The sequence below is a fragment of the Pseudovibrio japonicus genome (assembly GCF_014651595.1).
GTDB classification, from domain to species: Bacteria; Pseudomonadota; Alphaproteobacteria; order Rhizobiales; family Stappiaceae; genus Pseudovibrio; species Pseudovibrio japonicus.
On record NZ_BMXE01000001.1, the window covers coordinates 533,852 to 559,400 of the forward strand.

The window sequence follows — 25,549 nt, forward strand, 5'->3', positions numbered from 1 at the left end:
CAGGTATAATGAAAAAACCAGTTCCACCTCGCGCACAAATGCGCACTCATGAGACCAGTCATCACGGTTTTACACGTAACGAGCCTTATGCCTGGCTGCGCGCAGACAACTGGCAAGAGGTTATGCGGGATCCGGGGCTGCTTGATTCTGAAATCCGCTCATATCTGGAAGCTGAAAATGCTTACACAAAAAGCGAGATGGCGGAGACTGAAGAACTGCAAAGCGCGCTTTTTGCGGAGATGAAAGGGCGCATCAAGGAAGATGACAGTTCGGTCCCTGCTCCTGATGGGGACTATGCCTACGCAACCAAGTTTGTTGAAGGCGGACAGCACCCGAAATTTGTCCGCAGCAAGCGCGATGGCAGCGATCCTGTGGTTCTGGTTGATGGCGACCTTGAAGCGGAGGGCAAAGCCTTCTTCAAGTTTGGTGGCGCCTCCCACAGCGACGATCACAAATATCTTGCCTGGGCCTATGATGACAAGGGCTCAGAGTATTACACACTCAAGGTCCGTGAGACCGCGACTGGCAAGGATTTGGAAGACAGTATTCCCGATACCGGTGCTGGTGGGGTGTGGTCCAGCGACGGGCAGTATCTATTCTATGTTCAGGTCGATGAGAATCATCGCCCCTCCAAGCTGTTCCGCCATAAGCTTGGAACTCCTGTTTCCGAAGATGCTTTGGTCTATGAAGAAGAAGACACCAGCTTCTTTGTCGGGCTGGGCAGAACCCAGTCAGGCCGCTTCATTTGTATTGGGTCCGGCGACCATGAAACAACCGAGGTCTGGCTCATTCCTGCCGAAGAACCTTTGACAGAGCCTGTGCTTGTGGCGAAACGGGAAACCGGCGTCGAATACACCGTTGAAGACAATGGTGACCGGCTGCTGATTTTGACAAATGCGGGCGGTGCTGAAGACTTCAAGATTGTGAGCGTACCATTGGTTGCTCAACTGGCCTTGCCTGGGAAAGCCCACTGGGTTGACCTAGTCCCCCATAAGCCGGGCCGATTGATCCTGTCTCACGACGTTTACAAGGATTACATGGTGTGGCTGGAGCGTGTTGACGGACTGCCACGCATTGTCGTGCATCGCTTCATTGACAACATCGCCCACACTATCGAGTTTAATGAAGAAGCCTACAGCCTTGGGCTTTCTGGCAGTTTTGAGTATGACACCACCACGATCCGCTTCAGCTACTCTTCCATGACGACGCCAAGCGAGGTGTACGACTACGATGTTGCAACACGTGAGCGTGTGCTGCGCAAGCGGCAGGAAGTGCCCTCTGGCCATGATGCATCTGAGTACATCACGCGGCGCCTGATGGCACCTTCGCTTGACGGAGCGCTTGTTCCGGTGACGTTGCTGTACAAGCGATCCACGGTGCTGGATGGAACTGCGCCGTGTTTGCTTTATGGCTATGGCTCCTATGGCATCGCCATTCCAGCCAGCTTTTCAACCAATGCTCTGTCATTGGTGGATCGTGGCTTTGTTTACGCAATCGCTCATATCCGCGGCGGTAAAGACAAGGGCTATGCGTGGTATAAGAACGGTCGCCGGGAGTTCAAAAAGAACACCTTCCATGACTTCATCGCCTCGGCTGAGTTCCTTGTCAGGGAGGGCTTTACTGCTCACGACAGGATCGTTGCGCATGGTGGGTCTGCTGGTGGCATGTTGATGGGGGCGTGCGCCAACATGGCGCCTGAAGCCTTTGCCGCCATGATTGCAGAAGTGCCATTTGTGGACGTTCTGACCACGATGTTGGATGACAGCCTACCGCTGACGCCGATTGAATGGCCGGAATGGGGTGATCCGATCCGTGACAAGAGCGCATATGGTTATATTGCGTCTTACTCACCCATCGACAATGTGGAAGAAAAGGCTTATCCAGCCATCTTTGCGCTTGGTGGCCTCACTGATCCACGAGTGACATATTGGGAGCCGGCCAAGTGGGTCGCAACGCTGCGCGAGAAGAAGACAAACGACAGCCTTGTTATGCTGCGCACCAACATGGATGCGGGCCATGGCGGCGCTTCAGGAAGATTTGATCGACTGAAAGAGGTGGCATTGGTCTATGCCTTCGCCTTGAAACAAACTGGCAAAGCATGACATAACCCCTTGAGAACTATAAAGGCGCCTTTTCGGGGCGCCTTTTTCTAATTAAAGACACCTGTAAGTTTACCTTAAGCTTGTTCCTAGTTCGCACTGCTAGATTAAATTTGCAATAACCACCGGACCGCTACGATTTTCCAGTCAAACGGGACGCTAAACACGTCTCTGACCGCCCAAGTTAACAACAACAAAAAAGTCTGGAAAATACCGTGCGTGCCGTTCTGATCACCCTCTTCCTTTTCGCTATCGTTCCTGGTCAATCTTTTGCTCAAGTCAATAATCAGGAATACCCGTTCAACTCCCTGCTTCCTAATGACCTGCGATCACCGCCGATGATCAGGGGAACCCAGTACGACTGTCAGATCAGGGTGAGAGCAGATGGGGCCGAGAATGTTTACCAAGCCTTCGTGGGCGGTTCCTTTAGCGACCCGATCCGCAACATCTCCAGTGTTGCCTGCTTTCAAAGCGCACAGATGTGCGATGCTTATTTGAATTTCATGCGCGGGTATCTAACCACGACGCGCACTGCAAGCTGCCAGCACGGCTATTACGACGGGCCGCTCAGCCATTTCTAACAGGCGCCGCTTGCGGAGAGACTAAAAACTTTAAAAGTGTTGGATATACGAAGGCGTGAAAGGCGTCTCTGAAGGAGGCGCCTTTTTTATGGTGGGTCAGCAAGCCTTGCAGCGAACCTCCGGTCCGCCAGCCTGGGCCTGTTCGCTCATCGCAAATTCATTAACCTTAAAAACAAGCGAAATATCGTCTTTATATTTTCCAAAACCATTCATGTTTCATAATGAAGTCAAGCAAACACAATGACAAGGGAGCGAACTCTTGCGTTTTTTGATTGTTTTTATCGTGACGCTTTTCTTGTCTGTGGGTTCGACGTCCGCGCAGGTCAACAACAAGCTCTACCCGTTTAACTACCTACTTCCCAACGATTTGCGGTCGGCTCCGCGGATTTATGGTTCCCAGTATGACTGCCGGATTAGGGTGAAGGAAGATGGGCCGGAGAATGTCTATCAGGCCTTTGTGAATGGGTACTTTAGCGATCCCAGTCGCAACGTTTCCAGTGTTGCCTGCTTCCGGACCATGGAGAAATGCCAAGCTTACCTGAATTTCATGCGCGGGTATCTGGAGCTCACACGCAGTGCCAGTTGTCAGCATGGCTATTACAAAGGGCTTTTTGGCTGGCTTTGGTAAAATAATCACAGAAGAGGCTGTTAAGGCCCGAAGGTATTGAATAAATGAAGATAATTGCCCCTATCGCCAGCATTGCAGCGGCATCTCTTTTTCTTGGCAGCTGTAGTCAGCCACCTAGCACGAACTATCTGGAGCGCCAGCTTATTCCCCGCACTCCGCCCATCATCCCAGAGGTGAGAGGCACCCAATATGACTGCAACATCGCGGCCGCAGAGTACGGCGCTGCCAATGTCTGGCAGGCGAATGTGGGCGGGCGTGTGTTAAGCGACAACCGGCCGTACAACGTTGCGACGGAGGCTTGCTTTACAACTCAAAACGAGTGCGAAGCCTTCCTCTATCTCATGAACGGCAGACTGGAACAGATTATCACATCCCGTTGCCAGTTCGGGTATCAAACCAATTTCCTCAACAGGCTCTTCGGGTTGCAATACACGGGCCCTGAGCAGAAAACTCCGGCGTGATGGGCTGACAGCGGGTGGCACAAAAAAGGCGGCCTATGGCCGCCTTGATCATAATATGTCGTTGGGATTAAACAGCTTTAGAGTACAGCTCTTCTACGTATTCCCAGTTAATCAGGTTATCAACGAATGCTTCCAGATACTTAGGACGCGCGTTGCGGTAGTCGATGTAGTAGGAGTGTTCCCAAACATCGCAGCCCAGAATTGGGGTAGCGCCGTGTACGATCGGGTTTTCGCCGTTAGGTGTTTTCATAACAACCAGTTTGCCGTCTTTCACAGCCAGCCATGCCCAACCGGAACCGAACTGGGTTACACCAGCGTTGATGAAGTCCGCGCGGAACTTATCGAAGCCGCCCAGCTCTTCGTCAACTTTCTTTGCAAGAACGCCCGGCAGAGAAGAGCCGCCACCATTTGGCTTCATCCACTTCCAGAAATGCAGGTGGTTGAGGTGCTGGCCAGCGTTGTTGAACAGACCTGCATTGGTGCCGTAGCTTTCCTTGACGATCTCTTCGAGGCTTTTGCCTTCAAGGCCTGAACCTTCAAGCAGCTTGTTGCCGTTGGTGACATAAGCCTGATGGTGCTTGTCGTGGTGATACTCGAGGGTTTCAGCAGACATATAAGGGGCCAGAGCGTCGTATGCGTATGGCAGGTCTTCAAGAGCAAAAGACATGGTATACCTCCATGGGAAAGGAAACTTTGGGCGCAGGCTCCCCAGTCTTCCAACCGACCAGCTCTGCAACTCATGGTGCAAAATAGTGATGTTTTTGCGTATGGGCAACGGGTGAGAAGCATAATTTGCAAATATTTTTCTTGTTTTTTTAGAGGCAGAACCTCTAGGTTTAGGAACGCAGAGGCTTGGAGACCATTAAAACGACTGTTTTCTGCGGGTTATAAGGAAACAATCTGTGACAAATGCCTCAGAAAGACTCATGAAAACGTCCACCAATCCTGAAAAAGACAGCTATGCGTTGCGTTCTGCGGTGGGCGGTTGTCTTGCGATGGCTGCAATCATGGGTATTGGAAGATTTGCGTATACTCCGTTGCTCCCGTTTATGTTGCAGGAGGGCGTCCTGAACGAAGTGGATGCCGGTTTCGTGGCTTCCTCCAACTATCTTGGCTATCTGATTGGCGCCCTGATGGCTGCCCGCGCTCCCCTGCCCGGTAGTCCCTATCGGATCTTCATGATTGCGTTGATCGCGAGCACGGTCGTCACCTTTCTTATGGCCTTTAACCTTGGCCTCTACTGGTATGTTATTATTCGATTTTTAGCAGGCTTGGCGAGTGCCTATGCGTTTGTGCTGGTCGCCAACATCGTCATGCAGCGTCTGGCGGAGACGCGCAGCCTGCATCTCTTTCCGATCCACTTTACGGGGGTTGGCATCGGGATTGCGGGCTCTTCGCTTATGATTGAATGGTTGGGGGCGAGTTTAAACACGTCCGCCCAGCTCTGGATCGCAGGTGGCGTCCTCAGTTTGCTCCTTACTATTTGCGTTCCGCTGCTGCTGCCGCCTAAAAACGAACTCCCATCCAAAGCTGTGCAGACATCCGCACCACCAACAACATCCACAAAGCCACTGAACCTGAGTGCGTGGCGACTTATCATCGCCTATGGCTGTTTCGGGTTTGGGTACGTCATTACGGCCACGTTCTTTGGTGCCCTGGCGAACTCAACACCTGAGCTGGCACCAATGAAATCCTTAGGTTGGCTGCTGGTGGGACTTGCCGTTATTCCTTCGGTCTTCTTTTGGGAGAAGCTGGCTGCACGTATCGGCTATGGTATTGCGATCGCGATCGCCTGCACACTGGAAGCCATGGGTGTGGCACTCAGCGTTCTGGTGCCGACGGTGGCTGGCCTGTCTATGGCCTCAATCCTGCTTGGCGGGACGTTTGTCGGGATCACCTCAATCGGTCTTATCGAGGCGCGGCGGATTGCTGGCTCCAACCCTCGGCAGATTGTTGGTTTGATGACCGCTGCGTTTGGAGTTGGCCAGATGTTGGGGCCAAGTTTCGCTGGTTATCTTTACGAGCTCAACGGCAATTTCATGCTGGCATCGCTCGTTGCAGCCGGGATGCTGATACTGGCAGCGCTGCTCACGCTTAAACGCTTCATCCCGACATAAAAAGGGAGGCATCTGCCCCCCTTTAAAAACTTCAGAATGTTCTGATCGTGACTGATTAGGCAGGTACTTTTGCGTGGGCAAATTCCCAATACAGCTCTCGTGCTTTCTTTGTAACCGGTCCATGGTCCATTCTGTGATCATCCAGCTTATGAACTGGCAGAACCTTGCTGTAGTTGCCGGTTGAGAAGATCTCGTCCGCTTCCAGGAAGTCCTGATAGGTCAGTGTGGTCTCATGGACTCTGTAGCCAACGCCAGTGAGCAGCTTGATGACGCGCTGGCGTGTAATGCCATTGAGGAATGTGCCGTTCCAGAACGGTGTCAAAACCTCACCGTCCTTGACCATGAAGATGTTGGCGGAGGTCAGCTCTGCCACGTTGCCCAGTGCGTCCAACATGAGCGCATTGTCGAAACCTCGCGACTTTGCCTCGCGGGAAGCACGGGCATTGTTTGGATACAAACAACCGGCTTTCGCGTTGACTGGCATGGTCTCCATTGTTGGCCGACGGTATGGAGACAGTGTCAGGCTTGTGGACGCACCCATTGGAGGCATTGGCGTTTCAAACAAGCACATGCAGAACCGTGTTGATTCCGGATCAGCGTCAATGATGGCCGGACCGTCATGTTCTGCCCAGTACATGGGGCGGATGTAGACAGCTTCATCAGCCTCGAACTTCTCCATGCCTTCTGTGGCAAGCTCAACCATTTCTTCAAAGCGCATGGTCGGCTTCATGCCAAGGTTCACAGCAGAGCGGTTCAGACGTTCACAATGCAAATCAAGATCCGGCATTACACCTTCAAATCCACGCGCCCCATCAAAAACATTTGAACCCAACCAAAATGAGTGTGTACGCGGGCCGATCAGTGGTGGATTGCCCTCGTACCATTTGCCATCAACCCATGTGCGAGTCTTCGACATTTCGGCCATATTTATTATCTCCTCAAAAGTCGGTATGTGCGCCAGAAAGGCCCCACCCCTTCACCTTTTACAAGTCGACCCGAGAATTCAAATAAGGTCAACCATACTCTCGACAAAGAAGAGAAAGCATTAAAGCGCGCTTCTCCTGCCCAATAGGGAAGCTCTCAAAGTTATGTCTTGAAGGAATATTAGGACCAAAACGCAACTAAATGCCGCAGCAGGCGTTCATTATGCAAGATTGCGCAATTACCTGCCAACATGCAACTTACTTATATTTCACAGAACTGATGCTTCTTCATTGTTATTTTGCACAGGTTTAACGCATTATGGCTGCCGCAACTTTTGAGATTGCTGCAACCATTGAGCGAGCTGGCTAAAAATTCTGGTGTTTGGGATGCAGGTCAGCAATTTTCAGCTAATTCGCACGATTTGGAAAAGAATGTTAATTTATTTCACCAAAAGCATAAGGCACACGTATTTCCCATGCCTTGACGAAACCCCATAACATCGCTTTTTTAGGGGTATTGGAATTGCCAGTATTGACGCTTAGTGCGCAGCCGGAGAGTAGAGATGAGCCACTCGGTTTTTGTTTTTGACGCCTATGGAACGCTTTTTGACGTGCATGCCGCCGCCAGAAAGCACATGGGCGCAGTGGGGCCTGAAGGCGAAAAACTCTCAAACATCTGGAGAGAGAAGCAACTTGAGTATTCCTGGGTACGCGCCCTGATGGGCCAGTATGTGGACTTCTGGGAACTGACCATCCAAGCATTGGACACTGCTTTTGCGCTGGTTCCGGAAGCCAACAGAGCAGCGCGTGATGATCTTTTGGCCGCATATTGGGAGCTGGATTGCTACCCTGAAGTTCCGCAGCTTTTGAAAGATCTGCGTGCGCGGGGTTCCAAGCTTGCGATCCTTTCCAACGCCCCTATGAAGATGATGGATGGTGCCCTGAAGAACGCAGGCATCACGGATTCCTTTGACGAGGTCTTCTCGGTTGATCCGGTGCAGACCTATAAGCCAAATCCTGAGGTTTATGATCTGGTCACAACCCATTTCCGTCTTTATCCCGAAGCGATTTCATTCCAGTCCAGCAACCGCTGGGATATTGCTGGTGCGACCAAGTACGGCATGCGGACCGTCTGGGTGAATCGAGCACAGAAGCCTGATGAATACATGGATCTGTCGCCATATGCTGTCCTTAAAGATCTAAGCGGGCTTCCTGCTCTTGGGTGAAACTTGAGATTTGCTTTTAGAAATTCAAATCATTTCGCCTTTGTAAGCCTGTTTTCTGTGGCCATGTGAGCTTAATCTCACATGGCTTGGCAAACATACTTGCTCTTATCCCGTGCAGGTTTCATATTTGGAATCAGCAATTTTAGAGAGTATAAGTAATTGGCATCACCTGGGTTTCATGTTTCATGGATTTAAAAGTAAGGGCGCGGGCCACGGCTTAATGAGACTGATTGCCCTGGCGCTAGGCGCTGCGTGTTTCGGGAGCATCCCATATTTTGCAAAGGTGGGCTTTGCCGCTGGCATCTCGCCGGGGGCCGCTGTTCTCCTACGCTATATTCTGCCTGCTGTTTTACTTGCGCCCTATTTGCTACAGGCGCTCAAATCTGGTCCAAGCAGTCGGCAATATGTTTTGTTTGGCATGATCATGGGGCTGGGGGCGTGGAGTTACTTTTACGCTCTGAGCGAGTTGCCGGTTTATCTGGCATCAAGCCTGTTCTTTTCCTACCCGGCACTATTGGTGATCTTAAGAGCGATCGGCGGCGCAAAGCTACGCAACAGCGATTGGCTTACGCTCGGGTTGGTCTTCAGTGCGCTACTGATCATCATCGCATTGACGCCATTGTCTGATGTTGATCTGACTGCCGTTGCAATTGGTCTGATTGGGCCATTATCTTATGGTGGCCTACAGTTGGTCAGCCGTAAAACGCCGAGTTACCTCCCGTCCCTTGCAATTGCTGCATGCATCTTTGCAGGCGCTCTAGCCATCACAGTTCCGTTTGCGCTGATAGAGCTGAAGTATTGGCAAGGAACAGGCACTGCACCGGTAATACTGCCCATTCTGGGACTGGCACTAATTGCAGGGTTGTTGCCCCAGTTTCTCCTTGCCTATGGCAGTTCGGACCAGTCTGGCAGGAAGACCGCATACACAACTGGCTTCATTGAATTTGGTCTTGCGATCCTCACCGGCTATCTGGTCTTTGCAGAGCCATTGGGGATCGGACAAGCGCTTGGTTTTACATTTTTGCTTGGTGCGCTTTACCTGAGCCACGAGCCTTCCCGGCTTCCCAGATATTTGCAGGACTGATCACTAGGTCATCAGCCCTGCGGTATCTTTTGGTATCAGGTTTCTGCGCGGGTGATCCACTTATAACGCGATGGTGCCTCATAGGTTTCAATCTGATCAAGCAGTTGAGCCGGATTGTCACCAACCACCAGCATGTCGCGGTGGGTCTTTTTCATGAAGGCTTCTTCCTGGATAAAGTCCAGATAGGCCAGCATGCGTCCGTAAAACCCGTTGGCGTTGTACAGAGCACATGGCTTTTTATGATAGCCCAGCTGTCCCCACGTCCAAACTTCGAAGAGTTCTTCCATAGTGCCGAGGCCACCCGGAAGAGCCACGAATGCGTCAGACATGTCGGCCATCATGGCTTTGCGCTCATGCATGGAGCCGACGATATGAAGACTGGTCAGGGATTTATGAGCCAACTCCTTTACCGCCAGCGCTTCCGGCAGGACGCCGACAACTTCACCACCAGCTTCCAACGCGGCATCTGCAACAATGCCCATCAGCCCAACTTCTGCACCGCCATAAACCAGACGATTACCGCGCTTGGCAATCTCGGTGCCCAAAAGGCGGGCTGCAGTTTCGTATTCCGGGCGTTTCCCGGTTGATGATCCGCAAAAAACGCAGATTGATCCCATTTCAAATCTCCAGTGGGCAGCGCAGAAATAATTAATTCAAAAGGTACTGACCCCGAAACCCAATACTCCGGAGTCAGCAATTTTCAAAAGCAAATTACTTTGCCAGTTCCTCTAAAACACGTGCCCAAGAGCGAATCCCCTTATGGAAGCTCTTCAGCTCGTATTTTTCATTTGGCGAATGGATCTGATCCTCATCCAGACCAAAACCGATCAGCAGACTATCCATGTTGAGCGTGCGCTTGAAGCTACCGACAATAGGAATGGAGCCGCCGCAACCCACCAGTGCCGCTGGTTTATCCCACTCAGCTGAAAGCGCAGCACGGCCTTTTGCCAGAGCAGGCGCATCAAAGTCCATGCGCAGGGCCCGGTCCCCGCCGTGCGGGTGCAGTTCCAGCTCGAAATCTGCGGGTGTTTTGGACTTCAGATAGGCGTGGAAGGCCTCTCTGATTTTTTCTGGGTCCTGATCGCCAACCAAACGGAAGGAGACTTTTGCGTGCGCTTCTGCCGGGATAACGGTTTTGAAGCCTGCTCCGGTGTAACCACCCCACATGCCGTTGACTTCGCAGGTTGGACGCGCCCAAAGCTGCTCCAAACCAGAGCGATCTTTTTCGCCGCCCAGATCTTTCAGCCCAATGCCACCAAGGAATTCTTCGGTAGAGAAGCCGAGGTTCTGCCACATCTCCTTGACGTCTTCCGGCAGTTCCAGAACGCCATCATAGAACCCAGGAAGGGTGATGCGACCATCTTCATCACGCAGACCTGCAATCATGTCAGAAAGAACATGAAGCGGGTTGCGTGCGGCGCCTCCATACATGCCGGAATGCAGGTCTTTACTTGGGCCTTTCAGGGTGATCTCTTCACCAACCAAACCACGCAGCATGACCGAGATTGCAGGAGTGTCCTTGTCCCACATGGAGGTATCACAAACGAGCGCCAGATCTTTGGAGAGCTCCTCTTTGTTTGCATCAAGGAACGGCTGAAGGGATGGCGATCCGCTTTCTTCTTCACCTTCCAGCAAAACAGAAATGTTAATTGGAACATCCCCGGCTTCTTCAATCCAGGCACGAACGGCTTCGACAAACGTCATCAACTGACCTTTGTCATCATTTGCACCGCGGGCAACGATCATTTTGGAACCATCTTCACGGGTCACAATTTGCGGATCAAACGGATCTGCGTTCCAAAGTTCAATAGGATCAACCGGTTGCACATCGTAGTGACCGTAAAACAGGACATGAGGACCCGGCTTTCCATCAGCAACGCGGTGACCAACAACCATTGGATGGCCAGTCGTGTCTCTGACTTCAGATGGAATGCCAATCGCGGTTAGTTCGCGGGCCATCCATTCAGCAGCCTGGCGGCAATCGCCCTTATACTCAGGGTCGGTAGAAATACTTTTGATACGCAGTAATTCAAACAAACGGTCGAGACTCTGATCCAGATTTTGATCAATACGTTCAAGGACTTTGTCAAGTTTCGACATGCTTCATTCCTTTATAGGGCAGGCTCGTGTTTATCACCTGTAGGATGGGAAAGTACGCAGGTTACTGCGTAGATATGAGGCTGTTAGAAGCTCTAACATGGTTTTCGAAGCGAACGCTATGGCCTTGTCTTTCTAACCACTTTTAATTCCGTCTCACTGTTTAATCAGATCGGTTAAACTCTTTTAAGAGGCGTGAGCGATACTTTTAAAAATGAAGGCACACAAGATGCCATGCGAAGCGGAATTGGGCCTGAGCTTCAGGTGGTGGCAGCTGTAGCGTCGCTAAATGCCTTTTCTGCTATCTCTAACATTGCACCTAATAATCCCTATATGAGTTTTATTAGGACTGGAGATTACGATGCACATACTTGTTGATCGCATTTACGACAAAACCGGGTTGGACCCTGAAAAGGTGAAACCTGCTGTGGGGATCATACTGAACTTCATTGCCAAAAATAGCACGCAGGCGGAACTTGAGGCTTTACTCAACGCTTTCCCTGCTGCTGAGGGTTTTCTTGCAATTGATGAAACTACTGAGAATAAAGGCTTATTAGGTGGTCTTGCCAGTAAGATGAATGCAAGCGTCGGCGTACTGGCTGCCTTGAATGAGATGACAAGCCTCGGGCTTTCAGTGGAGGAGATCCATAAGGTTGCCAGGGAAACTCTTGATTACACCCGCGAGAAGGTAGGGCCAGAAATGACCGATGAGATTGTGGCTCGCGTCCCCGGGCTTGCTGAAATAACCTAGAAATCACAGTGAAATATAATAGCCTTAACTCCCAAGACGAGGCGCACTACCACACAAAAGGCAGACACATTGAGAATGTGTCTGCCTTTTGTGTGAGTTTTAAGAGACGTCTGGTCAGATCTTGATCTGACCGTAACGCAACGCTTCAACCACTGTATGTGTTTTGTTGGAGGCATTGAGCTTGGCACTTGCGTTTTGCAGGTGCGCGTGAACCGTTCTTTGTGAAATCTCCAAAAGTTCGGCAATCTCATGGGCGGTCTTGCCCAGCGCGGTCAGCTCCAGAACCCTGCGCTCACGAGCGGATAGATCTCCTGGTCTTTGGTCGGAGATAACCCCCAATTCAAACAACCGTCTGAACGCTGCAGAGCAAACGATCTCCAGCGAAGCCAGATCATAGGCTTCTGCCGCAATCTGGTGTCCTGCTCCTACAACCATCGCCTGGAATGGATGAAGCGCATCCACCGGGATCACCATGACCCGAGCGCCTTCTCCGATTGCTGCAAAGAGCTCGGAGTTGCCTGTATCTGCATTAGAAACAGGCCAAATCACCGGGCGATTGCCCGATAGTCCCAGCATAAGTGCGCTATCGCCTGCACTTAGTGCTGTCCGCTCGACGCCGCCATTTCGCTCGTCAGGCCAGCGGAACCTATGGACCAAACTGTCAATTGTACGGTTTGGCATAGGAAGTCCCGTGATGAGGATATGGGATGCTCCCAGTCGCCTCAGGTAGGATTCAACAATGTCCAGAACGGGTTTTGCTGCCCGTGCTTCTGCAATCGCTCTTACCTTCGCATCGATATCTGAAGTATCGTTCATTTGCCCTGCTTTCCCGTTTCTATCCTCGTGGCACTCGCTCTTGTGCTGCTGGATTGAAGACGCACTTGCCCACCTGACATACCGAAGGCATGCCAACTCAATTTCGCAAACCAGTGGTTTGCGCAGGTAAATCCGAAAACTCTCAGTCCTGGATGGCTATTCAGCGCAAGGCGGTGACACGGTGGAGCATGGCCTGGGCCTGTCTCTCACTCATTAAATGCTATCGCACGCCTGTTAAACGCTCTGTTTTTGCAGTCTGCGGGCTGTTTCTTCATGTTGCCTCGCTTGTGCAAGATGTAACCATCTCTTGTATTTCTGCATTTGTTTTGCATTGCACTCAGACCACGCGCTCTTCCAGCAATCTCGGCAATACGGTCATTCCGATTTTCGGAGATAGATCAACTGACCTCCAAGTATTCAGAGTACTGACAAACAATACTCTCACTGTTGCCCCATAAAACCCGTAACTATAACGGCTTTATCCATGAGCTATTTCGCAATAAGTCCGAAATATATATAGTAAGAGTACGAGACTACTGCTCAGCTCTCGGCAATAGTAACAGCGTTACATGCCCTAGGGTCAATTGCGACAAGTTTAGGATAAATTAAGCTAATGCGAAAACTATCCAACCATTGTCACATCAGTAGTTCTGCAATTAACGCAGTGTTTTGGCCGATTGTTATCCAACCTCGTCCTAACGCATAGCTTGAAACCGTGGAAGGTTCCTTCGTATAAAGTTGTCAGAAGGACATGGGATGGACATGCAAAACATTGATTTTCCAAGCAACTTCCTAGAAGCTTCGCAAAGCGACTGGGAAGCATCTGCCCTGCGTGCCCTCAAAGGCGCAGCACTGGATGGACTAAACACACCAATTGCCGGTGGCCTCGAGATTAAGCCATTATACCAAGGTCACACTGACAGTGCTCCACTGCAATTGAGGGAGTGCGCTCGCCCTTGGAAGATCATTCAACGTAGTGATCATCCCGCTATTTCCCAAGCCAATGCCCAGATGCTTGAGGACCTTGAGGGAGGTGCCGACGGTGTCGAGCTGGTTTTGCCTGCCTCCCCTCGTGTTTTCGCTGGTGGGCTGAGCGTTCAGCGCATCGAAGGCATGATGAAACTGCTTGATGGCGTCAAGCCTGATCTCATCGACTTCCGCCTCGACTGTGGCTATGAAGGCAGTGCAACGCTCGCGCTGCTGGTTGAGACCTGCAAGCGCATGGGTGTTGATGCCGACCAGTTGACCGTGCAAGGCGTGTTTGACCCGCTGGCTGTGTTCGTCAACTCCGGCCACGTGCGCAACTCCTTTGAACGGCTGGCCCTGCGCGCGCAGGACCTTGTGGGATATGCGCGCAACAACGGTATTCAAGGGACTCTGCTACGTGCTGACGGGCGCTGCTATCACGATGCTGGCGCCAACAGTATTCAAGAGCTTGGGCTTACACTTGCCAGCCTGCTCTACCATATGCGCACGCTGGAAGCAGTAAATCTGCCAGCCGAAGACCTTCCAAAATATGTTTCTGCCAGCCTGAGTGCCAGTGCTGACCAATTCGGGACCATTGTTAAGGCCCGTGCGATGCGTCATTTATGGGCCCGTCTGCTGGACGCAGCGCAACTTCCTGCCCAGCCGCTCCACCTTCATATGGAGACAAGCTGGCGGATGATGACCAAGCGCGATCCTTGGGTGAACATGCTGCGCACGACCGTTGCGGCGTTTGCAGCCGGTATCGGCGGCGCTGATAGTGTGGCGGTTCTACCGTTCACAAGCCCCCTTGGTTTGCCGAATTCCTTTGCGCGCCGAGTTGCACGCAACACGCAGCTCATTCTCAGCGAGGAAAGCAATCTGACACAGGTCAGCGACCCGGCAGCAGGTAGCGGTCTGGTCGAAGAGCGCACGCAAGAGCTTGCCAATGCCGCGTGGACCTATTTCCAGAAGATCGAACAGGATGGCGGTATCCTTGGAGCGCTGACCTCTGGTGCTGTTTACGCTGATGTTACCGCAGCAAAACAGGAAGAGGATAAGTTGGTTGCCACGGGGCGTCACCCGCTGACCGGAACCAGCGCCTTCCCGAACCTCGGAGAGCTTGATGTTGAGGTTCTGAAAGCTGATACGGACGAGATCGGCGAGATTGCGACCCGGATAGAACTGCCGGAACCTAACAGCGACGGCCAATTGATTGAAGCAGTCGCCAAGGCGCTGGTTAATGGTGCTGGTCTTGTTGATATTCAGGCCAGCCGGCAGCAAGTGGGCAGTAATGAATGTCAGAAGCTCCCGCTTACCCGTCTGGCTGCACCTTTCGAGATCCTGCGAGACAAAGCTGATTCCTTCAAAGAGGCTCAAGGCGCTCTGCCGCAAGTCTTTCTGGCCACGCTTGGCCCTGTCGCTCAGTATACTGCCCGCTCCACGTTTGCTAGCAATTTTTATGCGGCCGGTGGGTTTGCCAGTGACGGCGGCAAGCTGTTTGAAAACATTGACGAACTGGTTTCCTGCTTCCAGATCAGCGGTGCCAAGGTTGCCTGCATCTGTTCCTCCGACAAAGTCTACGCAGAACAAGCGCTTGATGTTCTCAAACGGCTGAAGACAGCTGGCGCCGAGCGCGTTACGCTAGCTGGTCGTCCAAAGGATCTGCTTGCGGATCTGGTCGAAAATGGCCTTGATGGGACCATATACCAGGGCTGTGATATGCTGGTTGAATTGAAGGCGTGTTTTGAAGTGGTAGGCGTTTCGCTCTCTGACCAAGTGGAGGCAATTTGATGAGCTTGTTTCCTGACTACACCCGCGTGGATTACAAAGCCTGCGCAGCATCTGCTTCCTCTGACATGCCAGCAACATGGGAAACGCCGGAAGGTATTGCAGTTAAACCTGCCTATGGTCCTCATGATCTTGAGGGGCTTGCACATCTGAATACCTGGCCGGGACTGCCGCCTTACATGCGCGGGCCCTATCCCACCATGTATGTGCAGCAGCCGTGGACCGTGCGCCAGTATGCCGGTTTTTCGACCGCAGAAGATTCCAACGCTTTCTATCGACGCAATCTGGCGGCGGGGCAGAAGGGTCTTTCCATCGCGTTTGATCTGGCAACCCACCGTGGGTACGACAGTGACCACCCGCGTGTTGCCGGTGACGTGGGCATGGCCGGTGTTGCCATAGATTCCATTTATGACATGCGCACGCTCTTTTCCGGCATTCCGCTGGACAAGATGAGCGTTTCCATGACCATGAATGGTGCTGTTCTGCCTGTCATGGCGCTTTATATTGTTGCAGCCGAAGAGCAAGGCGTTTCTTCGGAAAAGCTGTCGGGGACCATTCAGAATGACATTCTGAAGGAGTTCATGGTTCGCAACACCTATATTTACCCGCCTGCGCCTTCTATGCGGATTATCTCGGATATCTTCGATTACACCTCGACGCATATGCCGAAGTTCAACTCCATCTCCATTTCCGGCTACCACATGCAGGAAGCGGGGGCGACGGCTGATCTGGAGCTGGCGTTCACCATCGCAGATGGCATTGAATATGCCCGTGCAGGTGTGGCAGCTGGTCTTGATATTGATGCATTTGCCCCTCGCCTTTCGTTCTTTTGGGCGATTGGCATGAACTTCTTTATGGAAGTTGCCAAACTGCGGGCAGCGCGCCTGATCTGGGCCAAGCTGATGCAGGAGAACTTCCAGCCCAAGAACCCGAAGAGCCTGTCGCTGCGCACCCATTCGCAGACCTCTGGCTGGTCTTTGACGGCGCAGGATGTGTTTAACAATGTAATCCGCACTACTGTGGAAGCGATGGCAGCGACACAGGGGCACACGCAGTCTCTGCATACCAATGCGCTGGATGAAGCGTTGGCGTTGCCGACCGACTTCTCCGCTCGCATTGCCCGTAACACCCAGCTGTTCCTGCAGCAGGAAAGCGGGACCACCAAAACGATCGATCCGTGGGGTGGCTCTTATTATGTTGAGCGTCTGACAGCTGATCTTGCTGCCAAAGCCCTTGAGCATATTGAAGAGATCGAAAGCCTTGGCGGGATGGCAAAGGCCATTGAAAAAGGCATTCCGAAGCTTCGTATTGAGGAAGCTGCAGCCAAGACACAGGCCCGTATCGATAGTGGTCATCAGACTGTTGTTGGCGTGAACAAGTTCCGTCCTGACCGCGAAGAGGAACTTGAAGTTCTGAAAGTGGACAACGAAGATGTTCGTGCCAAGCAGATTGAAAAACTCGAACGTCTGCGTGCTGAACGCAACGAAGAGGAGACACAAGCGGCTCTGAAGGCGCTGGAAGAGGCAGCTCGCTCCGGGAACGGCAATCTTCTGGATCTTTGCGTGAAGGCGGCCCGTGTAAAAGCTTCCGTCGGCGAAATGTCTCTGGCGATGGAAAATGCGTTTGGCCGTCATAAGGCCGAGATCAAATCCATTGCTGGCGTTTACAAGCGCGAGGTAGGTGAAATGTCCGAGAGCATCTCCAAGATTGAACGGTTGGTTGAGGCATTTGAAGAAAACGACGGTCGACGTCCACGTATCCTTGTTGCCAAGATGGGGCAGGATGGTCATGACCGTGGACAGAAAGTGATCGCCTCTGCCTTTGCCGACCTTGGGTTTGACGTTGACATCGGGCCGTTGTTCGCAACCCCGGAAGAGGCTGCCCGCCAAGCCGTGGAGAACGATGTTCATATTGTTGGCGTTTCCTCTCTTGCTGCGGGCCATCTGACGCTTGTTCCGGCGTTGAAGAAGGCGCTGGCTGATGAGGGCCGTGAGGACATCATGATCGTTGTGGGCGGCGTTGTGCCTCCTCAGGATTATGATGAGCTTTATGCCTCTGGTGCCTCTGCAATCTTCCCTCCGGGCACGGTTATTTCCAAAGCTGCTGAAGGGCTCATACAGGAGCTCAACGAAAAGCTGGGGTACGAGCCCAAGCAAGCGGCTGAGTAACGTTCCATCACTGGATCTAAAGCCGATGATTATGAGTGGCACCATTGATTGGCACTTTCTCAAAGCGTGACGGCGATGCAGCTGCTATTGCCTTCACGCCCACTCCTTCTGCCCAGCCTGAGCAGCCGGGATGCGGTGCATTGTACATTTGGCGAATGATGCTAATATATTAGCGGTGAACGAAGTTATTCTCGTTCCCTTTCAAAACTCCCAGAAATCAGGCGCATAACAATGTATGAAAAAGCTATTGATCTAGGTGGTTTGGCCGTTGTGACAGGGGCCGCAAGTGGTGTTGGCAGAGCAGCTGCAAAACGATTTGCGCAGCGTGGGCTTGGTGTGATCCTTGCTGACCTTCCCGGAGCTCGCCTTGAGGAAGCCGTGGAGGACGTTCGGTCGGTCGCCTCCAAATCGGCGACTGTGCTCGGCGTTGCGACAGATGTGTCGGATGAGGCCCAGGTCAGAGCCCTGGCCGACAAGGCCTTCGATGCGGGTGAAGTTGCAGTCCTCATGAACAATGCGGGTGTCGAGATCCCCTCTTCCAGCTGGGGTGAGATGGATAACTGGCGCCGGCTCATCTCAATCAACCTCTTTGGAGTGATCCACGGCGTCCATGCGTTCTTGCCGCATATGGTAGCAGCAAACCGTGCGGCGGTTGTGGTCAATACCGGCTCCAAGCAAGGGATCACGACGCCGCCCGGTAATCCGGCCTATAATATGACCAAGGCCGGTGTGAAAGTGATCACCGAGCAACTCAGCCACGACTTGCAAGCGGTGGATGCGCCGATTTCAGCACATCTCTTCGTGCCGGGCTTTACGCATACGGGCATTAATATCGCCCAATACCCGGAAAAGCCCGAGGACGCCTGGACCAGTGAGCAGACGGTTGATTACTTCCTTGAGCGTTTGTCCAAGGATGACTTTTATATCCTTTGCCCGGACAACGCGGTGGATTCTAAAACCGACAATCTACGGGTTAATTGGGCTGCCCATGACATAATCGAAAATCGTCCGGCTCTGTCACGTTGGCATCCAGATTATGCCGAGGCATTTGCCAATTACCAGAGGACCGGAAAACTCTCATAGGTTTCACTTGATGGCCTCAACTATTTTCCAGTGGCATTCGTGAGTTTTACATGCCCTCAGCTTTTAGCTGGGGGCATGTGCTGTAAACTGCTTGGAGTGTAGCTATCATTCCCATTAGGTTAGCCTTGGAATTTCACTTTAGGCTTCTTTTGTAATGCACCTGCGCTACTCAGATACTTCAAATCATCTTTTCGACCTCTTCATTCTCGCTCTTTCCATCTACGTGATAGCTGCGCTCGTCATTCAGGAGACCATGTATCTTGATCAGGACACGATCACGCTGCTGATTTATGCGGATACTGCAATTTGTGGGGTCTTCTTTATCGAGTTTCTTGTCCGCTTTATGCGGGCCGAAAAGAAGCTTGCGTTTTTGAAATGGGGCTGGATTGACCTTCTTGCGAGCATTCCCCTTGTGGATCCACTGAGATACGGCCGTATCATCAGGCTCTTCAGGATCATAAGGGCCTTACGCGCCTCCCATACGATTGTAAGGTACGTTTTTAACAAGAGGACAAACAGCGTTCTGACGCTTGTGCTCCTCAGTTCCACCCTGATGATTATTCTTGCTGCCATTGCTGTTCTTCAGGTGGAGAAGAACATAGACGGCGCCAATATCCTCCATCTGCGTGACGCTGTATGGTGGGCGTTTGTTACAATCACAACAGTTGGTTACGGTGATTTTTATCCGGTCTCGTTAGAAGGACGCGTGATTGCTGCCTTTTTGATGACTGTTGGCGTTGGCCTGTTTGCTACTTTGACAGGAACGATCGTTGCAAACCTCTTCATTAACGTGGAAGAGCAAAAAGGAAACCAGGAACTGAACGTTCTGGAGACGAAGCTTGATGCGCTTCATGTTGAGCTGGCCGAGATGCGTCGTGAGTTACAAAAACAAAGGGCACTTGGCGCGCCGGACTAACGTTTCACCTCTGGCATTTTGCAGCGGCATTCCTACATGAAATGAGCGCCCATACGTTTCATGAGGGTGATGGGGGCTCGGGCACTTCGATCACAGTTTGATGTTTTTGACCGAGAGATTTGATGTGCGTCTGGCAGCTGGCCATGACGCAAATTTGAGGATGACACATGCTTACCACGACGACGAACACCATTCAGAACAAAGAGATTTCCGAGTACAAAGGCATCGTGCACGGTGAAGCGATCCTTGGTGCGAATGTCTTTAAAGACCTGTTTGCGGGTATTCGCGATATTGTCGGTGGTCGTTCCGGTGCCTATGAGGATGAGCTGAAGAAAGCTCGCCAGATTGCTATTCATGAAATGACTGAGGAAGCTGCGCGGTATGGGGCTAACGCCGTTATCGGCATCGACATTGATTATGAGACTGTTGGCAGTAATGGGTCCATGCTGATGGTGACCGCAACGGGGACAGCTGTCAGCTATCGCTAAACGGGCTTTCCGGGCGCCTTCTCCCCGGACACCCAGACCGCGCTGCAATGCTGGTGCAGGGAACCGCCCTGCCCCACAACTTCTCCAAGTCGCCGACTTGCAAAGGCGCCTCATCTGTTCGAGGTTGGCAGAAGAGATTCTTCTGAACGGACTGACCTTAATGACTGCACGCCCCGCTTCTTCCAGAGACAATGTAGATGAGCTTGCCGAGCGGCTGCTGAACGGGCAGCGGGCAGCGCTTGCGCGCGGCATAACGCTTGTTGAATCCAAGAAGCCAGCACACCGGAGCCAGGCCGAAGAGCTGCTGACCAAGGTGATGGGTGCAACCGGAAACGCCTTCCGCATTGGTGTTACCGGCGTGCCGGGGGTAGGCAAATCCACGATGATCGACACATTCGGCTCCAACCTGACTGCTGCCGGGCACAAGGTGGCGGTGTTGGCTGTTGATCCGTCTTCCACACGCACCGGCGGCTCCATTTTGGGTGATAAAACCCGCATGGCACAGCTGGCAGTGGACCCCAATGCATACATCCGTCCCTCCCCCTCAGCCGGTACGCTTGGCGGTGTTGCGGCCAAGACCCGTGAGAGCATGCTTTTGTGCGAAGCAGCTGGGTTTGATGTGATCCTTGTTGAGACCGTTGGCATTGGCCAGTCCGAGACCACTGTTGCGCAGATGGTTGATATCTTTCTGGTTTTGATGCTGCCGGGTGCAGGTGATGAGCTGCAGGGCATTAAGAAGGGTGTGCTGGAGATCGCGGACCTTATTGCTGTCAATAAAGCCGAGGGCGACGGGCAGATGCGGGCGCGCTCGGCGGCCTCTGAATACCGTGCGGCCCTGAACATTCTTGCGCCGCGTTCCAAGCATTGGTCGCCTCCTGTTCTGACGGTTTCCGGCCTTGCTAACGAGGGCCTTGATGATTTGTGGGCCCAGCTGGGCATCTTTAAAGAGCGCATGCAGGCCAGCGGGGACTGGGAGAGCAAGCGCGCGGAGCAGCAGCTGGCTTGGATGTGGGGGCTGCTTAACGAGCAACTTCAGGCGGCGCTGATGGCAAATCCGGATATCAAATCCGCCCTGCCGGAGGTGGAGCGGGCGGTGAAGTCGGGTAATTTGCCCGCAACAGCTGCCGCCAGCCAGTTGGCACGCCTTTTCGGGATCTGAACAAAACGAGGGGCGAGATGAGCAACGATCAGGAGATACTTTCAAGACGCGCCCTGCTTGGTGCTGGTGTTGCGGCGGGGGCTGGAACGCTTATAGCCTCGCAAGATGCGCAGGCGGCGCCTACAACGCCCGTGATTGTTGAGTTTCCCGCCCCTCAGTCTCAGCGAGATGTGTCTGTGGCCTTACAAGCGGCCATGAACAGGGCTGCTGAAAACGGGCATATACTGCAGCTTGGTGCTGGCACCTATTCCTGCTCTGACTTGTCGCTTCCCAGCGGCCTGACCTTGCACGGTGTGCCGGGGCACACGCGTTTGTTGCTTGATGGAGATGGGCCTCTTCTTAAAGGCAGTGGGGCGGATCGTGTATGCCTCAGCCAAATCATCTTTGATGGTGGGCACCTGCCGCTTGCTGAGGATGTCTCTGCTTTGCTGTGGCTGTCGCGATGTGAGCAGCTTGCCCTTACCTCCTGTGAGATCACTGGCAGTGCAAAGTCCGGTCTGGTTCTGGAGCAGTGCTCGGGTGTCATCGCCAGCAACCATATGCATGAGCTACAGGATATTGCTGTTCTCAGTTACAATGCTACAGCCTTACGGATTGAGGGGAATATTGTGTCTGACTGCGGTGATGGCGGCATTTTGGTTTATCGCTGGTCAGAAGGTGCTGATGGAACAATCATCACGGGGAATCGGGTCTCCAGGATTGCGGCCCAAAGCGGCGGGACCGGTCAGAACGGTAATGGCATCAACGTATTTCGTGCTGATAATGTTACGATCTCCAACAACAAGGTCAGTGACTGTACGTTTTCTGCTATTCGTGCCAATGCGGCATCCAATGTTCAGATCCTCGGCAATACCTGTCACCGCTCTGGTGAAGTGGCTTTATTTGTCGAGTTCGGGTTTCAGGGCGCAATCGTCAGCAATAACCTGATTGAGACAGCTGCCAACGGCATTTCCATCACCAACTTCAATGATGGCGGGCGCTTAGCGGTGTGCTCCAACAACGTGCTGCGGGATATCACCGGCACGGGGCCTTATGCGCAGGACAACCCGACCTTTGGTGTCGGCATATCTGTTGAAGCGGATACCAGCGTAACGGGCAACATAGTGGAAGATGCGCGGGTGACTGGCATCAATCTGGGTTGGGGGCCGTATATGCGTAATCTGATCGCGGCTCAGAACAGTGTACGATCAGTGCCCGTCGGCATTGCTGTAAGCTTTGCGGCAGATGAGGCAACAGCGCTTATTTCCCAGAATATCATCTCAGGCTGCACCGTGAATATCGCTGGCTTCCGCTGGGATGAACAGGTGAGCGGCGATCTGGCGCTTTCAGCAGAGGACGTGCCACGATCAATTCGTGTGGCGGACAATCTTGTCAGTGCTGTTTAGAGCAGTACGGCAGGAGATCGCTCCCCTGCCCCCCTCAATTACATTGTTTTCAAGAGACGCTTGAAGTCTTCGACCGGGCGAACTTCACCGACGAGAATATCGCGGCGGTTCTTGAGCTGCTGGTGCTCCCAGGAACGCAGGCCCTTTTCTTCTTCATCAGAAAGGGGCAGGAGCGATCTGATGATGGATGCCATCATGACTTCTGCGCCACGATCAGTGCCATCATCACACTTCAGGGTTATGCCAAAGCCCAGTTCGGGCAGGGCTGCGCAGAACACGCCTTCGGCGCCAGTCTTCGCAAACACACGGCCACGAAAAATATCCATGACCTCGGTGCAGAACCGCTGCTTTCCGGCAACCATGTAAGGTTCGTTGACACAGGCCTCATAAAGCACTTCAGCAGCTTTTGAGCGTTCCTGATCAAGCCCGACACCTGTTCCAAAGCGGGCAAAGGCCAATGCTGTTTTATGCTGCTCCATGGCGTAGGTTGGAATGGAGCACCCGTCCGTACCGCATACATCCCGGCCCAGAATACCGCCGCTCATCTGTTCGATTACATTGCGGATTTCCGCCTGAACCGGGTGATCAAAGTCAATGTAGTTCTCGGTTGGGATACCGAGGGTTTTTGCCATGGCCAGAAAGCCGGCGTGCTTGCCAGAGCAGTTGTTGTGCAGCTGGCATGGGGTCTCGTCGGCTTTAATGAGGCTCACGCAATCCTCCATGTGCTTTGGCCATTGCGGGCCGCACATGAGGTTTTCTTCACTCAGACCAGCTTTGAACAGCATCATGCGCGCAGAGCTGGCGTGCACGTGCTCCCCGTTGTGAGAGGCGCAGGCCAGTGCCAGTTCTGCATCATCGTAGTCAAGGGCTTCCGCAGCGCCGGATTCCACCATTGGAATTGCCTGAAGAGCCTTGATCGCGGAGCGTGCAAAGATGCCCTGCTCCACATCACCTGCACTGAACGCCAGTTTGCCATCAGCATCTACGATCGCAATAGAGCCACGGTGACGGCTCTCAACAATGTTGCCTCGTGTTACTTCGACGAGTACGGGATTATCCATTCACACTATCTTCCAGGGTTCAATGAGGCTTTGCAGGCCAGTCTTTTTTGGGGCTGAAGCTACAAGTTGTCCTTGCCGGACCCTACGCTTCGGCGTGTTGGTGTGTTCATAACCTATTTTTGTGCAAGCGGCTACTTTTGCGATTATGCCCGTGTTTTACGCCCTTTAATGCGCGACTAGTGGCCCCTTACAGCGCAAAACCGGCGTTACGAGACTGCCATTGCACCCATCCATGTGCGCAGGCGGCTCAATGCCTCATGCAGGACTTCATCTTTCTTACAGAAGCAGAAGCGCACCAGTGTCTTTGGGCCTTCGTGTGTGCCGTAAAATGCAGAGATCGGCACAGCTGCGACACCGGCTTCCTCGACCATCTTCTGGCAGAACTCCACGTCAGTGCCGTTAAATCCAAGCGGAGAGAAATCGCAGGTCACAAAGTATGTGCCCTCACACTGCAATACGCTGAAACCCATGTCGGCCAGAGGTCCGGAGATCAGGTCGCGCTTGGCTTCCAGCTCTTTTTCGAAGGAGACGTAGTAGTCGTCGTCTTTATTCAAGCCATAGGCGACGGCTTTTTGCAGGTTTGGCGGGGTGGTGAAGGTGACGAACTGGTGGGCCTTCGCGATTGGTTCCAGCAGATTGTGAGGCGCTGTGATGTAACCAATTTTCCAGCCGGTGAGCGAGAAGGTTTTGCCTGCTGAACCGATACGTACGCAACGATCACGCATACCCGGAAGGGTCATGAGCGGTTTGTGCTTTGCCTCGGAAAACACAATGTGCTCGTAAACCTCGTCACAAATGGCGTAGCAATCATACTCAAGGCAAAGATCTGCGATAAGTTGCAGCTCATCCTTATGAAAGACCTTTGCGTTCGGGTTCATTGGGTTGTTGATCAGGATGGCTTTGGTCTTGCTGGAGAAGGCTTTGCGCAGCTGATCTTCGTGCAGCTCCCAATTAGGCGGGGTTACCTGAACAAAGACCGGCGTTGCGCCTGCTCGTTTGACTAGCGAGAGATAACAATCGTAGAGCGGCTCGATGAGGATGACCTCATCACCCGGCTCGACCAGCGCAAAGATGCTGTCTGCGAGCGCTTCGGTGGCGCCGGAGGTTACCAGCACTTCGCTCTGCCAATCGATATCCAGATCGTAAAAGCGTTTGTTGTTGTCCGCCACGGCCTGCCGAAGGGCTGGCACACCGAGCATGGGCGGGTATTGGTTGGGGTCCTGCATCAGGGCATCGGCTGCAACCTGCCGCACATCCTGCGGGCCATCCACATCCGGAAACCCCTGCCCCAGATTGATGGCCTTATGTTCCGAAGCCAGACGCGACATGCGCTCAAATACCGTTGTTTCTAATCCGGTAAATACTGTGTTTGTCGGTTTCATCTGGATATCCCTACCTGACGCATTCTTTTTATTCTCAGGAGGACAAGTAAACGATTTACCCATCACCTGCAAAGTCTGCAGGGGGACGTTATTCTGCGTGTTTCCACATAGGAATTGGAGATGTGCCAAAAGCACCACATAGGATGCCATGCAGTGGTGGAGCGAAGTTTCCCGAGATACGGGATGAGCAAGACAAGCAGGCAGTGCCTGCGCTACTTGTTAGATATGTTTCTTCGGCATTGGCTGCTTGCCTTGCCCGGGCTTTCTTTTGATGAACAACGTCGCCTCTTTTGCCTATAAGGCACGATAGCCGGTTTCCCGGAAAGACAGTGGCTTATCCAGTCAGGTTTCCCTGAGCGAACAGTTCCTC

The 25,549-nt window shown here is 52.7% G+C and carries 22 protein-coding genes; 15 read left to right on the plus strand and 7 right to left on the minus strand.

Annotated features, from left to right (window positions below; all coding sequences use genetic code 11):
- Positions 1-8 precede the first annotated feature (8 nt).
- From IE076_RS02325 to IE076_RS02340, 4 genes are all read left to right on the plus strand, one after another.
- Entirely contained in the window at positions 9-2,102 is a 2,094-nt protein-coding gene (locus IE076_RS02325) for a S9 family peptidase (protein WP_189435002.1), read from the plus strand.
- 212 nt (positions 2,103-2,314) lie between these two features.
- Positions 2,315-2,680 carry a hypothetical protein gene (locus tag IE076_RS22595; protein WP_209008763.1) on the plus strand — a complete coding sequence of 122 codons (366 nt, stop codon included), beginning with the start codon at positions 2,315-2,317 and terminating at the stop codon, positions 2,678-2,680.
- A gap of 259 nt (positions 2,681-2,939) precedes the next feature.
- Positions 2,940-3,308 carry a hypothetical protein gene (locus IE076_RS22600; protein WP_209008764.1) on the plus strand — a complete coding sequence of 123 codons (369 nt, stop codon included), beginning with the start codon at positions 2,940-2,942 and terminating at the stop codon, positions 3,306-3,308.
- Between the two features lie 44 nt (positions 3,309-3,352).
- Positions 3,353-3,769: a hypothetical protein gene (locus IE076_RS02340; RefSeq protein WP_189435004.1), complete on the plus strand. Its 417-nt coding sequence runs from the start codon at positions 3,353-3,355 to the stop codon at positions 3,767-3,769.
- 67 nt (positions 3,770-3,836) lie between these two features.
- Here the strand turns inward: IE076_RS02340 and IE076_RS02345 are convergent, their stop codons facing one another.
- The gene (locus IE076_RS02345) at positions 3,837-4,436 is read right to left on the minus strand and encodes a superoxide dismutase (RefSeq protein WP_189435006.1); all 600 of its coding nucleotides are present in this window, start codon (positions 4,434-4,436) and stop codon (positions 3,837-3,839) included.
- Between the two features lie 259 nt (positions 4,437-4,695).
- Between IE076_RS02345 and IE076_RS02350 the strand changes: the two genes are divergently transcribed.
- On the plus strand, positions 4,696-5,886 hold the full coding sequence (locus IE076_RS02350) for a YbfB/YjiJ family MFS transporter (RefSeq protein WP_209008765.1): 1,191 nt from the start codon (positions 4,696-4,698) through the stop codon (positions 5,884-5,886).
- Between the two features lie 55 nt (positions 5,887-5,941).
- Here IE076_RS02350 and IE076_RS02355 read toward each other — a convergent pair whose 3' ends face one another.
- Entirely contained in the window at positions 5,942-6,811 is an 870-nt protein-coding gene (locus IE076_RS02355; protein ID WP_189435010.1) for a branched-chain amino acid aminotransferase, read from the minus strand.
- A 561-nt stretch (positions 6,812-7,372) separates the two neighbouring features.
- Here IE076_RS02355 and IE076_RS02360 point away from each other — a divergent pair.
- Together IE076_RS02360 and IE076_RS02365 are read left to right on the plus strand one after the other, a co-directional pair.
- Positions 7,373-8,035, plus strand: coding sequence for a haloacid dehalogenase type II (locus IE076_RS02360; protein WP_189435012.1), 663 nt, complete (start codon positions 7,373-7,375; stop codon positions 8,033-8,035).
- A gap of 220 nt (positions 8,036-8,255) precedes the next feature.
- Positions 8,256-9,119, plus strand: coding sequence for a DMT family transporter (locus IE076_RS02365; RefSeq protein ID WP_209008766.1), 864 nt, complete (start codon positions 8,256-8,258; stop codon positions 9,117-9,119).
- Positions 9,120-9,154: 35 nt separating this feature from the next.
- Here the strand turns inward: IE076_RS02365 and IE076_RS02370 are convergent, their stop codons facing one another.
- Both IE076_RS02370 and IE076_RS02375 read right to left on the minus strand, forming a co-directional pair.
- A complete protein-coding gene (locus tag IE076_RS02370; protein ID WP_189435016.1) occupies positions 9,155-9,736 on the minus strand; it encodes an LOG family protein in 582 nt (193 codons plus the stop codon).
- A gap of 94 nt (positions 9,737-9,830) precedes the next feature.
- Complete coding sequence (locus IE076_RS02375; protein WP_189435018.1) at positions 9,831-11,219, minus strand: dipeptidase; 1,389 nt, start codon at positions 11,217-11,219, stop codon at positions 9,831-9,833.
- Positions 11,220-11,577: 358 nt separating this feature from the next.
- Between IE076_RS02375 and IE076_RS02380 the strand changes: the two genes are divergently transcribed.
- Positions 11,578-11,967 carry a hypothetical protein gene (locus tag IE076_RS02380; protein ID WP_209008767.1) on the plus strand — a complete coding sequence of 130 codons (390 nt, stop codon included), beginning with the start codon at positions 11,578-11,580 and terminating at the stop codon, positions 11,965-11,967.
- 114 nt (positions 11,968-12,081) lie between these two features.
- On the opposite strand, the gene IE076_RS22785 is transcribed toward IE076_RS02380, so the two are convergent.
- A complete protein-coding gene (locus tag IE076_RS22785; RefSeq protein WP_189435020.1) occupies positions 12,082-12,783 on the minus strand; it encodes a LuxR C-terminal-related transcriptional regulator in 702 nt (233 codons plus the stop codon).
- A gap of 762 nt (positions 12,784-13,545) precedes the next feature.
- On the opposite strand from IE076_RS22785, the gene IE076_RS02390 reads away from it, so the two are divergent.
- From IE076_RS02390 to IE076_RS02420, 7 genes are all read left to right on the plus strand, one after another.
- On the plus strand, positions 13,546-15,540 hold the full coding sequence (locus IE076_RS02390; RefSeq protein WP_209008768.1) for a methylmalonyl-CoA mutase family protein: 1,995 nt from the start codon (positions 13,546-13,548) through the stop codon (positions 15,538-15,540).
- Positions 15,540-17,705 (plus strand): methylmalonyl-CoA mutase, encoded by a 2,166-nt coding sequence (scpA, locus tag IE076_RS02395; RefSeq protein WP_189435024.1) that lies wholly within the window; start codon positions 15,540-15,542, stop codon positions 17,703-17,705. Before IE076_RS02390 ends, scpA begins: the two co-directional genes overlap by 1 nt.
- Positions 17,706-17,936: 231 nt before the next feature.
- Positions 17,937-18,788 (plus strand): SDR family NAD(P)-dependent oxidoreductase, encoded by an 852-nt coding sequence (locus IE076_RS02400; protein ID WP_189435025.1) that lies wholly within the window; start codon positions 17,937-17,939, stop codon positions 18,786-18,788.
- A 154-nt stretch (positions 18,789-18,942) separates the two neighbouring features.
- Positions 18,943-19,704, plus strand: coding sequence for a potassium channel family protein (locus IE076_RS02405; RefSeq protein WP_189435027.1), 762 nt, complete (start codon positions 18,943-18,945; stop codon positions 19,702-19,704).
- 167 nt (positions 19,705-19,871) lie between these two features.
- Entirely contained in the window at positions 19,872-20,192 is a 321-nt protein-coding gene (locus IE076_RS02410) for a heavy metal-binding domain-containing protein (protein ID WP_189435029.1), read from the plus strand.
- A 160-nt stretch (positions 20,193-20,352) separates the two neighbouring features.
- Positions 20,353-21,351 carry a methylmalonyl Co-A mutase-associated GTPase MeaB gene (gene meaB, locus IE076_RS02415; protein WP_189435031.1) on the plus strand — a complete coding sequence of 333 codons (999 nt, stop codon included), beginning with the start codon at positions 20,353-20,355 and terminating at the stop codon, positions 21,349-21,351.
- 17 nt (positions 21,352-21,368) lie between these two features.
- A complete protein-coding gene (locus IE076_RS02420; RefSeq protein WP_189435033.1) occupies positions 21,369-22,736 on the plus strand; it encodes a TIGR03808 family TAT-translocated repetitive protein in 1,368 nt (455 codons plus the stop codon).
- A 38-nt stretch (positions 22,737-22,774) separates the two neighbouring features.
- Here the strand turns inward: IE076_RS02420 and IE076_RS02425 are convergent, their stop codons facing one another.
- Together IE076_RS02425 and IE076_RS02430 are read right to left on the minus strand one after the other, a co-directional pair.
- The gene (locus tag IE076_RS02425; protein ID WP_189435035.1) at positions 22,775-23,797 is read right to left on the minus strand and encodes an asparaginase; all 1,023 of its coding nucleotides are present in this window, start codon (positions 23,795-23,797) and stop codon (positions 22,775-22,777) included.
- 206 nt (positions 23,798-24,003) lie between these two features.
- Entirely contained in the window at positions 24,004-25,179 is a 1,176-nt protein-coding gene (locus IE076_RS02430) for an aminotransferase (RefSeq protein ID WP_189435037.1), read from the minus strand.
- Positions 25,180-25,549 lie beyond the last annotated feature (370 nt).

Excerpts from the sequence above, each read along its gene's own strand:
- IE076_RS02325 (WP_189435002.1), top strand. The coding sequence starts at position 9 with ATGAAAAAACCAGTTCCACCTCGCGCACAAATGCGCACTCATGAGACC.
- IE076_RS02340 (WP_189435004.1), top strand. The coding sequence starts at position 3,353 with ATGAAGATAATTGCCCCTATCGCCAGCATTGCAGCGGCATCTCTTTTT.
- IE076_RS02345 (WP_189435006.1), bottom strand. The coding sequence starts at position 4,436 with ATGTCTTTTGCTCTTGAAGACCTGCCATACGCATACGACGCTCTGGCC.
- IE076_RS02350 (WP_209008765.1), top strand. The coding sequence starts at position 4,696 with ATGAAAACGTCCACCAATCCTGAAAAAGACAGCTATGCGTTGCGTTCT.
- IE076_RS02355 (WP_189435010.1), bottom strand. The coding sequence starts at position 6,811 with ATGGCCGAAATGTCGAAGACTCGCACATGGGTTGATGGCAAATGGTAC.
- IE076_RS02360 (WP_189435012.1), top strand. The coding sequence starts at position 7,373 with ATGAGCCACTCGGTTTTTGTTTTTGACGCCTATGGAACGCTTTTTGAC.
- IE076_RS02365 (WP_209008766.1), top strand. The coding sequence starts at position 8,256 with ATGAGACTGATTGCCCTGGCGCTAGGCGCTGCGTGTTTCGGGAGCATC.
- IE076_RS02370 (WP_189435016.1), bottom strand. The coding sequence starts at position 9,736 with ATGGGATCAATCTGCGTTTTTTGCGGATCATCAACCGGGAAACGCCCG.
- IE076_RS02375 (WP_189435018.1), bottom strand. The coding sequence starts at position 11,219 with ATGTCGAAACTTGACAAAGTCCTTGAACGTATTGATCAAAATCTGGAT.
- IE076_RS02380 (WP_209008767.1), top strand. The coding sequence starts at position 11,578 with ATGCACATACTTGTTGATCGCATTTACGACAAAACCGGGTTGGACCCT.
- IE076_RS22785 (WP_189435020.1), bottom strand. The coding sequence starts at position 12,783 with ATGAACGATACTTCAGATATCGATGCGAAGGTAAGAGCGATTGCAGAA.
- IE076_RS02390 (WP_209008768.1), top strand. The coding sequence starts at position 13,546 with ATGCAAAACATTGATTTTCCAAGCAACTTCCTAGAAGCTTCGCAAAGC.
- scpA (WP_189435024.1), top strand. The coding sequence starts at position 15,540 with ATGAGCTTGTTTCCTGACTACACCCGCGTGGATTACAAAGCCTGCGCA.
- IE076_RS02400 (WP_189435025.1), top strand. The coding sequence starts at position 17,937 with ATGTATGAAAAAGCTATTGATCTAGGTGGTTTGGCCGTTGTGACAGGG.
- IE076_RS02405 (WP_189435027.1), top strand. The coding sequence starts at position 18,943 with ATGCACCTGCGCTACTCAGATACTTCAAATCATCTTTTCGACCTCTTC.
- IE076_RS02410 (WP_189435029.1), top strand. The coding sequence starts at position 19,872 with ATGCTTACCACGACGACGAACACCATTCAGAACAAAGAGATTTCCGAG.
- meaB (WP_189435031.1), top strand. The coding sequence starts at position 20,353 with ATGACTGCACGCCCCGCTTCTTCCAGAGACAATGTAGATGAGCTTGCC.
- IE076_RS02420 (WP_189435033.1), top strand. The coding sequence starts at position 21,369 with ATGAGCAACGATCAGGAGATACTTTCAAGACGCGCCCTGCTTGGTGCT.
- IE076_RS02425 (WP_189435035.1), bottom strand. The coding sequence starts at position 23,797 with ATGGATAATCCCGTACTCGTCGAAGTAACACGAGGCAACATTGTTGAG.
- IE076_RS02430 (WP_189435037.1), bottom strand. The coding sequence starts at position 25,179 with ATGAAACCGACAAACACAGTATTTACCGGATTAGAAACAACGGTATTT.